Source organism: Micromonospora zingiberis (assembly GCF_004331455.1).
Classification (GTDB): Bacteria; Actinomycetota; Actinomycetes; order Mycobacteriales; family Micromonosporaceae; genus Micromonospora; species Micromonospora zingiberis.
Genome location: NZ_SJJR01000035.1, coordinates 20,681 through 32,410 on the forward strand (window position 1 = coordinate 20,681; position 11,730 = coordinate 32,410).

The window sequence follows — 11,730 nt, forward strand, 5'->3', positions numbered from 1 at the left end:
CCTGTGCGCCTGGCCCTGCTCGGCTGTGGCACCGTCGGTGCCGAGGTGGTCCGGCTGCTGCACGAGCAGTCCGCCGACCTCGCCGCCCGGATCGGTGCCCCGCTGGAGATCGCCGGCATCGCCGTACGCCGGATCGGGCGGGATCGTGGTGAGCTGCCGATCGACCCGGCGCTGTTCACCACCGACGCGCTCGGGCTGATCAAGCGCGACGACGTCGACGTGGTGGTCGAGGTGGTCGGCGGGATCGAACCGGCGCGCAGTTGGCTGGTGGAGGCGTTGCGGGCCGGCAAGAGCGTGGTCACCGCCAACAAGGCGCTGCTCGCCGAGGACGGCGGCGCGCTGCACGACGCGGCGGCCGAGGGCGACGGCGACCTGTACTACGAGGCCTCCGTGGCCGGCGCGATCCCGCTGCTGCGTCCGCTGCGCGAGTCGCTGCACGGCGACCGGATCACCCGGGTCACCGGCATCGTCAACGGCACCACCAACTTCATCCTCTCCGCCATGCACGCCACCGGCGCCGGCTTCGCCGAGGCCCTGGAGGAGGCAACCGAGCTGGGGTACGCCGAGGCCGACCCGACCGCCGACGTGGAGGGCTTCGACGCGGCGGCCAAGGCCGCCATCCTCGCCTCGCTGGCCTTCCACACCCGGGTCGGCGCGGCCGACGTGCACCGGGAGGGCATCACCGAGGTGACCGCCGCCGACGTGGCCAGTGCCAAGGCGATGGGCTGCACCATCAAGCTGCTCTGCATCGCGGCCCGGGGCACCGACGGGCAGGGCCGGGAGGCGGTCAGCGTCCGGGTGCACCCGGCGATGATTCCGCTGACCCATCCGCTGGCCAGCGTCGGTGACGCCTTCAACGCGGTCTTCGTGGAGGCCGACGCGGCCGGGCAGCTGATGTTCTACGGTCGGGGTGCCGGCGGTGCGCCGACCGCCAGCGCGGTGCTCGGTGACGTGGTGGCGGTGGCTCGCAACCGGCTCGCCGGGGTCCGCTCGGCCAGCGAGTCCGCGTACGCGGCCCTGCCGGTCCGGCCGATGGGGGAGGCGCTCACCCGCTACCACATCAGCCTCGACGTGGCCGACCGTCCGGGCGTACTGGAGGCGGTGGCCGGGGTGTTCGCCCGGCACGACGTCTCCATCGCCACGGTGCGCCAGGGCCCGGCGGACGGCGGCAAGGGCGACGCCGTACTGGTGATCGTGACCCACGTGGCGCCGGACGCGGCCCTCGCGGCCACCGTCGGCGAGCTGCGTGGCCTGGACATCGTCCGGTCGGTGGCGAGCGTGCTGCGGGTCGAGGGCGGCCTGTGAGCAGGCTGACCAGCTGACATCGTGGTCTGCCGGGTGACCTGACCGTACGGCCGGTGCCGGGCCGGCGGGGCTAGCTGGTTGGGTGGTGGGCGGGGGTGTCCCGCCAGGTGGGTCGGCGCGGGTGCGCCCATGCGTGGCCGGCGCGGCTGCGCCACGCTGGAGACGGACCCCGTGTGGACGGGGCAGGTGCAGAGGCGAGGAGAGCGACATGTGGCGGGGCCTGATCGACGCCTACCGTGACCGGCTGCCGGTCACCGACGCCACGCCGATCGTCACCCTGCACGAGGGCAACACGCCGTTGCTGCCCGCCCCGGTCCTCTCCGCGCGGCTCGGCTGCGACGTCTACCTCAAGGTGGAGGGCGCCAACCCGACCGGCTCGTTCAAGGACCGCGGCATGACGATGGCGGTCTCCAAGGCGGTCGAGGCCGGCAACAAGGCGATCATCTGCGCCTCCACCGGCAACACCAGCGCCTCCGCCGCCGCGTACGCGGCCCGGGCCGGGGTGACCTGTGCGGTACTGGTACCGCAGGGCAAGATCGCGTTGGGCAAGCTGGCCCAGGCGCTGGTGCACGGCGCGAAGCTGCTCCAGGTCAACGGCAACTTCGACGACTGCCTGGCGCTGGCCGCCAAGCTCGCCCAGGACTACCCGGTGGCGCTGGTCAACTCGGTCAACATCGACCGGCTGCACGGCCAGAAGACGGCGGCGTTCGAGATCGTCGAGGCGCTCGGTGACGCGCCGGACATCCACTGCCTGCCGGTGGGCAACGCCGGCAACATCTCCGCCTACTGGATGGGCTACGCCGAGGACGTCGAGGCCGGCAACGCCACCCGGCGCCCGAAGATGTACGGCTTCCAGGCCGCCGGTGCCGCGCCGATCGTGACCGGCCAGGTGGTGCCGGAGCCGTCCACCATCGCCACCGCCATCCGCATCGGCAACCCGGCGAGCTGGACCAAGGCCCTGGACGCCCGGGACGCCTCGGGCGGCCTGATCGAGGCGGTCACCGACCGGGAGATCCTGGCCGCCTACCGCCTGCTGGCCCGGGAGGTCGGTGTCTTCGTCGAGCTGGGCAGCGCGGCGAGCGTGGCGGGTCTGCTCCAACAGGCCGCCGCTGGTCGGGTGCCGGCCGGCTCCACGGTGGTCTGCACGGTCACCGGGCACGGCCTGAAGGACCCCGAGTGGGCCATCACCACCGCCCCCGCCCCGGTCACCATCGCCAACGACCCGCTCGCCGCCGCCCGCTCCCTCGACCTCGCCTGAGGTCACCGGACGACGCCCCACCCGGTGGGCCGTGCCGGTCGGCGGTGTCAGTGGGCCTTGCGGGTCGGTGGCGCCGATGGGCCGTGTCGGTCAGCGGTTTCGGTGGGGCGTGTCGGTCGGGTGCGGTGGGTCGTGTCGGTTGACCGGGGGTGAGCACTTCGCGCCCTGTCGAGCTGAACCGTTGGTGCGGTCGCTGTCGACGGCCGTGCGCTTCGGGTGGGCGCATTCGGGCGTTTTCGAGTGCCCGCGCGAGGGAGTATGTCTGGCCGATCAGCAGGTGATGGTCGGGGTGGGCAGAGGCGGCCGGGTGGTGGCGGAGGGTCACGGGGTGGCCGCCCGCCCCGACGATTCGTTCGCGCTGTCAGGTCGACAGCGCCGGCGTCAGGACTCGGCCGCTCCTCGGGTGCGGCGCCGGACGCCACCGACGACGAGCTGTGGGCCGCGCTGCGCGCCGTCGACCTGCACGACAGGGTCGGCTCGCTGGACCGCGGGCTGGACACGACATTGACCGCCACCACGGTCTCGGGGCGAGTGGCAGCGCATCGCGCTGGCCCGGGCGGTGCTGCGTACCCCGGATGTGGCTGTTGCTCGACGAGGCGACTTCCCAGGTCGGCGGGCTCACCGAGGCGACGGTGGCCCGGTGCGTCCGGCAACGTGCCGAGGCGGGTGCGGTGATCGCCATCGCCCACCGGTTGTCGACCATGTTCGATGCCGACCAGATCGTCGTGATGGACGGTGGCCGGATCCGGGCCGTCGGCGACCACGCGACCCTGTTGAGCACCGACGAGCTGTACCGGGACCTGGTGGCGTCGCTGCGGATCGGCACCACCGAGCCGGTTCCGCTGGTTGCCGCCCCGGGAGTCGGCGAGCGGAGTGGGTCGGGCAGACTGCTCGTACCTCTCGACCAATTCCCCCCAGGAGTGAGCCTCGCCGATGTCGCTGCTCGCCAGATTCAGCCTCGCCAACCGGGGGCTGGTAGCCCTCATTGCGGTGGTGACCACAGCGTTCGGTGCGTACGCCGTGCCGTCGCTGAAGCAGCAACTCCTGCCGTCGCTGGAGTTTCCCGCCGCGTTCATTGTGGCCTCGTACCCCGGCGCCGCGCCGGAGGTCGTCGAGTCCCAGGTGACCGAGCCGATCGAGAACAGCCTGCGCGGCATTCCCGCGCTGGACACCGTTACCTCCACCTCCCGCGAGGGTCTGACCACCATCTCGGTGCAGTACGAGTTTGGCACCGACCTGGACGATGTAGTCAGCAAGATGCAGGCCGCGCTGAACCGCACCGATCTGCCCGACGGCGTGCAGCCGCAGGTCCTCGCGGGCAGCACCGACGACCTGCCGGCGGTGGTGCTGGCCGCGTCCGGCGGCCGCGACGAGCGGGACCTCGCCGCGAAGCTGCGCGACGTCGTGGTGCCGGAGTTGGCCGCGATCGACGGCGTGCGCAGCGTCGAGTTGAGCGGCGTGCGGGACCAACTCGTGGTCATCACCCCGGACCCGGCGAAGATGTCCAAGGCGAAGGTGCCGCCGACCGCGATCAGCACCGCGTTGAAGGCCAACGGGGTGGCGGTGCCGGCCGGTGCCGTGCTGGACGGCGACCGTAGCCTGCCGGTGCAGGTCGGCGCCCCGCTGACCACCCTGGACGAGCTGCGCGACGTGATCGTCGCCCCGCCGGTGCGCAAGGCCGGTCCGGTCCGCCTCGGCGATGTCGCCACTGTGGAGGAACAGCTCGCCCCGGCCACCGCGATCACCCGCACCAACGGCAAGGAGAGCCTGGGCGTCGCGGTCACCGCCGACCCGGACGGCAACGCGGTGGAGATCTCGCACGCGGTCGCCGACCGGCTCGCCGATCTGCGGGGCGCCACCGGAGCCGAGTTGACCGTGGTGCTCGACCAGGCTCCGTTCGTGGAGAAGTCGATCAAGACGCTGAGCACCGAGGGTCTGCTGGGCCTGATCATGGCCGTGGTGGTCATCCTGGTGTTCCTGCTGTCGATCCGCTCCACGGTGGTCACCGCGGTCTCCATCCCGCTGTCGGTGGTGGTCGCGCTGCTCGCCCTCTGGATCGGCGACTACTCGCTCAACCTGCTCACCCTCGGCGCGCTGACCGTCGCGGTCGGGCGGGTGGTGGACGACTCGATCGTGGTGCTGGAGAACATCAAACGCCACCTCACCTACGGCGAGCCGAAGCGCACGGCGATCCTCACCGCCGTCCGCGAGGTGGCCGGCGCGGTCACCGCGTCCACCCTCACCACGGTCGCCGTCTTCGCGCCGATCGCGCTGGTCGGTGGCTTCGTCGGGCAGTTGTTCGCGCCGTTCGCGATCACGGTCACCGTGGCGCTGCTGGCCTCGTTGCTGGTGTCGCTGACGGTGGTGCCGGTGCTCGCGTACTGGTTCCTCAAGCCGGTGGCCGGTGCCGACGGCGCCGCGATCCGTCGGGCCGCCGAGCAGCGGGAGCTGCGTAGTCCGTTGCAGCGGGCGTACCTGCCGGTGATCCGGTTCGCCACCGGCCGGCGGGCGTACCGCTGGGCCACGCTGGCCGTGGGGGTGCTCGTGCTGTTCGGCACCTTCGGCCTGGCCCGCCAGTTGGAAACCAACTTCCTCGACGACTCCGGCCAGGACACCCTGAACATCCGCCAGGAGTTGCCGGTGGGCACCGGGCTGGCCGGCACCGACACCGCGGCCCGCCGGGTCGAGGCGGTGCTGGCGGACACCCCGGGTGTGGAGTCGTACCAGGTGACCGCCGGGGGTGGGAACAACCCGTGGGCCGGCGGCGCCGGCAACAACGTGGCCAGTTACGCGCTGCGGCTCGACGGTGAGACCGACGCCAAGGCCATGCGCGGCGTGCTGCGGGAGCGGTTCGCGGCGCTCGGCGCGACGGCCGGTGAGATCACCTTCCCGGCCGGTCAGGGCGGCGCGTCCGCCAACGAGCTGGCCGTGGTGGTCCGCGCCGCCGACCCGGAGGCGCTGACCCGCGCCGCCGAGCAGGCCCAGGCGGCACTGGCCGGCATCGACGGCGTCGAGGACGTGTCGACCACCCTGGCGCAGCGGGTACCCCGGGTGGACGTGACCGTCGACCGGGTGGCGGTCAGCCGGGCCGGGCTCACCGAGGCGGCGGTCGGCCAACTGGTGGCGCAGGCGTTCCGTGGTACGCCGGTGGGCCAGGTGAGCCTCGACGACGGCAGCCGGGACGTGGTGCTGCGGCTGTCGGCGAAGCCGCCGCTGACGGTGGACGAGCTGAAGGCCCTGCCCGTCGGCCCGGTGAAGCTCGGCGACATCGCCGAGGTCACCGAGACCGAGGGCCCGCAGCAGGTACGCCGGATCGACGGTGAACGCAGCGTCTCGGTGACCGGTACGGTGACCGGCTCCGACCTCGGCGCGATCAGCACCGAGTTGCAGCGTCGGCTCGACGCGATCGACGTACCCGGGGCGACGTTGACCGTGGGCGGGGTCAGCGCCGAGCAGCGGGAGACCTTCGCCGACCTCGGCCTGGCCGTGCTGGCCGCGATCGCGATCGTGTTCCTGATCATGATGGCCACGTTCCGCAGCGTGGTGCAGGCGTTGATCCTGCTGGTCTCCATCCCGTTCGCGGCCACCGGCGCGGTCGCCCTGCTGCTGGTCAGTGGCACCGCGCTGAGCGTGCCGGCGCTGATCGGCGTACTCATGCTGGTCGGCATCGTGGTGACCAACGCGATCGTGCTGCTGGACCTGGTCAACCAGTACCGGGCGCAGGGGCTCGGCGTACGGGAGGCGGTGGTCGAGGGCGGCCGGCACCGGTTGCGCCCGATCCTGATGACCGCGATCGCGACCATCTTCGCGTTGACGCCGATGGCCTTCGGGCTCACCGGCGAGGGCGGCTTCATCTCCCGGCCGCTGGCCATCGTGGTGATCGGCGGGCTGCTCAGCTCGACCCTGCTCACCCTGATCCTGGTGCCCACGCTCTACGCGATGGTCGAGGACACCAAGGAGGCGCTGCGGCGCTGGCGGGCCGGCCGCTCCGGCGGCTCGCCCGGTGACGGGCAGCCCGGTCGGGAGACCGAGCTGACGGAGCCGGCCGGCGGGACGACGGCCACCGCCGGGCGGGTCACCGCCGGGGTCGGCGCCGCGTCGACCGAGCAGCGGGTCGCGGAGAGCCGGCCGGTTCCGGCGGCACCCTCCGGCGCGCTGGTGGACGGCACCGACCAGTTCGAGGTGCTCCGGTTGCCCCGGAGCCGCAACTCGCCCTTCCCGCCGACCGAGTAACGACGCCGACGCCGACGCCCCTGGCCAACCGCCGGGGGCGTCGGCGTACGCGGGGCCTGGTGGACCCGCCGGTGCGGCTCAACGGCGCGGGTTTACGCGATCGTGGCGACGTCGTTGTCGTTGTCCGCGCCCCGACTCAGTTCGTGCTGACTGCCGGGTAGGGTCCGCCTCGTGACGTCCACCCTCTCGGTCCTCACCCGCAACCGAAACTTTCGCAACCTGTTCCTGGCCGAGCTGGTGGTCTTCGGTGCCGACTGGTTCGTGATGGTGCCGTTGCTCGTGCTGTTGCCGAAGTTGACCGGTAGCGGCGTGTGGGGTGCGCTGGTGCTCGCCGTGGACACCGGCATCCTGGCGTTGCTGCTGCCGTACGCCGGGACCATCGCCGACCGGTTCGACCGCCGCAAGATCATGATCATCTCGAACGTGGCGGCGCTGGTCGGGGTGCTGCTCCTGCTCGGCGTGCGCAGCGCCGGTACGGCATGGCTGGCGATGCTGGGCATCGGCGTGGTCGCGGTGGCGAAGGCGTTCTACTCCCCGGCCGCCCAGGCCGCCCTGCCCAACGTGCTCGACCCGGAGGAGTTGGCCGCGGGCAACGCGGTGGCCGGGTCGGCCTGGGGCACGATGACCATCGTCGGCGCGTCGCTCGGCGGCGTACTCACCGCCATCGCCGGGCCGTACGCCTGCTTCTGGGTCGGTGCGGTCGGGCTGGTGGTCGCCGCGGGCCTGGCCACCCGCATCCGCCGGCCGTTGCAGGCCCCGCGCGAACAGGGCACGGTGGTACCGCAGACCTGGACCGCGATCCGCGAGGCACTCGGCTACATCGGGCACCGCCCCCGGGTGCTGGCGCTGGTCACGGTGAAGTCGGCGGTGGGGCTGGGCAACGGCGTCCTGACCGTCTTCCCACTGCTCGCCGGGTTGTACGGAGTCGGCCCGATCGGCGCCGGCCTGCTGTTCGCGGTACGCGGTGCGGGCGCGCTGGTCGGCCCGATACTGATGCGCCGGGTGCTGACCAACCGCGCCTGGCTGCTGCCGGGACTGGCACTGTCCATGTCGGCGTACGGCTTGGCCTACCTCGGCACCTCCGTGGTGTCCTGGTTCCCGTTGGTGCTGGCCCTGGTCTTCGTGGCGCACTTCGCCGGTGGCAGCAACTGGGTGATGTCGAACTTCGCGTTGCAGGGCGAGGTGCCGGACCGGTTGCGTGGTCGGGTCTTCGCCACCGACATGATGTTGGCGACCCTGGCGATCTCGGTCAGCCAACTCGTGGTCGCCGCCGTGGTCGACGTGGTGGACGAGCGGGTGATCCTGGCCGGATGCGGCTTGGTCACGTTGACCTACGCGGTCGGCTGGCGGATCGCCACCCGGCGGCTGTCGCTGACCAACCCGGTGGCCGCGCCGCAGGCCACCACGGTGTCGTAGCGTGCCCCGGGTGCTGGCCCGCCGTCCCAGGGGGCGGGCGGGGGCTGGCCGGTGTCGGTTCGGGCCCTAGCATGGGGCGCGTGTCGACCACATTCGCCACCGGTCCGGTCCGGGTCCGGGTTCCCGCCACCAGCGCGAACCTCGGTCCCGGTTTCGACGCACTGGGGCTCGCCCTCGCGCTCTACGACGACGTGTCCGCCGAGGTGACGTCCTCCGGCGTCACGGTGTCGGTGGCCGGCGAGGGCGCTGGCGAACTGCCGCTCGACGACGGTCACCTGGTGGTACGCGCAATGCGCGCGGCCTTCGACACGCTCGGCGGCCAGCCGTCGGGGCTGGCCGTGGAGTGCGTGAACCGGATCCCGCAGGCCCGTGGGCTCGGCTCCTCGTCGGCGGCCATCGTGGCCGGCGTACTGCTGGCCCGGGCGCTGGTCGCCGACGGGGAGCGTCGGCTCGACACCGACGGCGTGTTGCGGCTCGCCGCGCAGATCGAGGGACACCCGGACAATGTGGCGCCCTGCCTGCTCGGCGGCTTCACGGTGGCCTGGACCGAGCCGTCCGGCGCGCGGGCGGTCTCGCTGCCGGTGGCCGCCACGGTGCGTCCGACCGTGCTGGTTCCCGCCGAACGCGGCCTGACCGCGTCCGCCCGCGCCGCGCTGCCGGCCGAGGTGCCGCACGCCGACGCCGCGCTCAACACCGGCCGGGCCGCGCTTCTCGTGCACGCGTTGACCGCGCAGCCGGCTCTGCTGCTGCCGGCGACCGTCGACCGACTGCACCAGGACTACCGCGCGGCCTCGATGCCGAGCACCGCGAAACTGGTTGGTGCGCTTCGTGAGGCCGGTGTGGCGGCCGTGGTCAGTGGGGCCGGCCCGACCGTGCTCGCCCTGTCTGACCTGCCCGAAGGCTTCGACGCGGGAACAGATTGGCAGATTCTGCGGTTGCCGGTAGACGTGCCCGGCGCACAGGTCGAGCAGGGTAGACTCGGACACGCGGAGCGGGACCCTGTTGCCGCAGGTCGGAAGAGTTGATTACGCTCTAGACTTAGCACAGCCGCGAAGCATGCGATCTCCTGCGGGTCGGCGCACCCCCGAAGCTCTCGGCGGTAAGCCCGTCACCCCTGCCTAGGCCCACGCCGCACCGCAGTCTTCACTGGTCGCCGCAGACGGCGAAACCCGTTCACCGGCTTCCTGGTGGGTCGGGCAACCGACCGGCTGCTGTGTCACAGACTCCCGCGGAAGCGTCATGCGAGGCGGGTGCACCGAGGCCGCCCGGCCACCTGTTGTCGATTCCGGGCAGTCCCGGCCTATCGAGGGAAGGAATCCATTGAGCGACACCACCGACGTGACGTCGGATGTTTCCAACGTCGCTGGCGATGCCACCACCGCTGCTCCTGCCCGCCGCCGGCGCAGCGGCACCGGCTTGTCGGCGATGCTGCTGCCGGAGCTGCAGAGCCTGGCTGCGTCGCTCGGCATCTCGGGGACGGCTCGCATGCGCAAGGGCGAGCTGATCAGCGCGATCACCGAGCGGCAGGGCAGCGCTGCGGGCGCCCCTCGACCACGGGCCGAGGTCGCGGCGGCCGCCGCCGCACCGGTCCGCGAAGAGGTCCACGCCGAGGTACGCGAAGCGGCTGAGCGGCCGGAGGCCGATCGCCGGGCCGCCGAGCAACCGGTGGCGAGCGTCGAGACCGAGGGCCGCACCCGGACCCGGCGCAGCCGCGCCGCCGTGGCGGAGCCGCGTGCCGAGGAGGCCGCCGCCGAGACCAGCGAGCGCAACGAGAGCCGGTCCGGCCGCGACCGTGGCGAGCGCGCCGCCGAGCGTGCCGAGCGCGGTGAGCGGGCCGCCGAGCGCGGCGGTGAGCGCGCCGACCGTGGCGACCGCGCCGAGCGTGCGGCTGACCGTGGCGAGCGGGGCGCCGAGCGCGGTGACCGTGCCGAGCGCGGTGAGCGTGGCGCCGAGCGCGGTGAGCGCGGGGACCGTGGTGAGCGTGCGGTCGAGCGTGGCGAGCGCGGTGACCGGGCCGAGCGTGGCGACCGTGGTGACCGTGGCGAGCGCGGGCAGCGTGCCGAGCGGGACAACGACGGCGACGACGACGGCGAGGGCGGCGGCCGGCGCAGCCGGCGTAGCCGCTTCCGGGACCGCCGGCGGGGCCGTAACGAGCGTGGCGAGTCCGGCGGCGAGTCCGGCGGCCGTGAGCCGCAGGTCGGCGAGGACGACGTGCTCGTACCCGTGGCCGGCATCGTCGACGTGCTCGACAACTACGCCTTCGTCCGGACCACCGGCTACCTGGCCGGCCCGAACGACGTGTACGTGTCGATGTCCCAGATCAAGAAGTACGGCCTGCGGCGCGGTGACGCGATCACCGGCGCGGTGCGCGCGGCCCGGGACGGCGAGCAGCGGCGCGACAAGTACAACCCCCTGGTCCGGCTGGACACCATCAACGGGATGGAGCCGGACGAGGCCAAGCGGCGGCCGGAGTTCTACAAGCTCACGCCGCTCTACCCGCAGGAGCGGTTGCGGCTGGAGACCGAGCCGCACATCCTCACCACCCGGGTGATCGACCTGGTCATGCCGATCGGCAAGGGGCAGCGGGCGCTCATCGTCTCGCCGCCGAAGGCCGGTAAGACCATGGTGTTGCAGGCGATCGCGAACGCGATCACGCACAACAACCCCGAGTGCCACCTGATGGTGGTGCTGGTCGACGAGCGGCCCGAAGAGGTCACCGACATGCAGCGTTCGGTGAAGGGCGAGGTCATCGCGGCCACGTTCGACCGGCCGCCGCAGGACCACACCACCGTCGCCGAGCTGGCGATCGAGCGGGCCAAGCGCCTGGTCGAGCTGGGCCACGACGTGGTCGTACTGCTCGACTCGGTGACCCGGCTCGGTCGGTCGTACAACCTGGCGGCGCCGGCCAGCGGCCGGATCATGTCGGGTGGTATCGACTCCACCGCGCTGTACCCGCCGAAGCGCTTCCTCGGCGCGGCCCGCAACATCGAGAACGGCGGCTCGCTGACCATCCTCGCCACCGCGCTGGTGGAGACCGGTTCGATGGCGGACACGGTCATCTTCGAGGAGTTCAAGGGCACCGGTAACGCGGAGCTGAAGCTGGACCGGAAGATCGCCGACAAGCGGACCTTCCCGGCCGTGGACGTCAGCGCGTCCGGTACCCGCAAGGAGGAGATCCTGCTCGCGCCGGAGGAACTGGCCATCGTGCACAAGCTCCGCAAGGTGCTGCACTCGCTGGACTCGCAGGCGTCGCTCGACCTCCTGCTGGACCGGCTCAAGCAGTCCCGCACGAACATCGAGTTCCTGATGCAGATCGCCAAGTCGACGCCGGGGGAGTAATCCGCCGACGAAGATCGACGAAGGGGGCGCGGCCAACTGGCCGCGCCCCCTTCCTCGTGTTTTGACCATCGTGGGGATTTGTGGTGGTCGAGGTCTAGCGGAACAGGGAGAACCCTGTCCATGATCTGAGTTCTCACACAAAGATCATCAATGGGCAGGGTTCTCGATGAGGAGAGTAA

6 protein-coding genes are annotated in these 11,730 nt (G+C 72.2%); all 6 read left to right on the forward strand.

Translation table 11 applies throughout. The features are described from left to right. Positions 1-3: 3 nt before the first annotated feature. Positions 4-1,305, forward strand: a complete 1,302-nt coding sequence (locus tag E0H26_RS28225; RefSeq protein ID WP_206025416.1) for a homoserine dehydrogenase — start codon at positions 4-6, stop codon at positions 1,303-1,305. Positions 1,306-1,513: 208 nt separating this feature from the next. Further along, the gene (gene thrC / locus E0H26_RS28230; RefSeq protein WP_131309411.1) at positions 1,514-2,563 is read left to right on the forward strand and encodes a threonine synthase; all 1,050 of its coding nucleotides are present in this window, start codon (positions 1,514-1,516) and stop codon (positions 2,561-2,563) included. Between the two features lie 933 nt (positions 2,564-3,496). After that, positions 3,497-6,796: an efflux RND transporter permease subunit gene (locus E0H26_RS28235; RefSeq protein WP_131309413.1), complete on the forward strand. Its 3,300-nt coding sequence runs from the start codon at positions 3,497-3,499 to the stop codon at positions 6,794-6,796. A gap of 171 nt (positions 6,797-6,967) precedes the next feature. Further along, entirely contained in the window at positions 6,968-8,212 is a 1,245-nt protein-coding gene (locus E0H26_RS28240) for an MFS transporter (protein ID WP_131309415.1), read from the forward strand. An 80-nt stretch (positions 8,213-8,292) separates the two neighbouring features. Then, positions 8,293-9,237, forward strand: a complete 945-nt coding sequence (gene thrB / locus E0H26_RS28245; RefSeq protein ID WP_131309417.1) for a homoserine kinase — start codon at positions 8,293-8,295, stop codon at positions 9,235-9,237. A gap of 295 nt (positions 9,238-9,532) precedes the next feature. Next, entirely contained in the window at positions 9,533-11,551 is a 2,019-nt protein-coding gene (gene rho / locus E0H26_RS28250; protein WP_131309419.1) for a transcription termination factor Rho, read from the forward strand. Positions 11,552-11,730: the final 179 nt, after the last annotated feature.

Bases quoted from the DNA above. Each gene is read 5' to 3' on its own strand.
- thrC (WP_131309411.1), top strand. From the start codon at position 1,514: ATGTGGCGGGGCCTGATCGACGCCTACCGTGACCGGCTGCCGGTCACC.
- E0H26_RS28235 (WP_131309413.1), top strand. From the start codon at position 3,497: ATGTCGCTGCTCGCCAGATTCAGCCTCGCCAACCGGGGGCTGGTAGCC.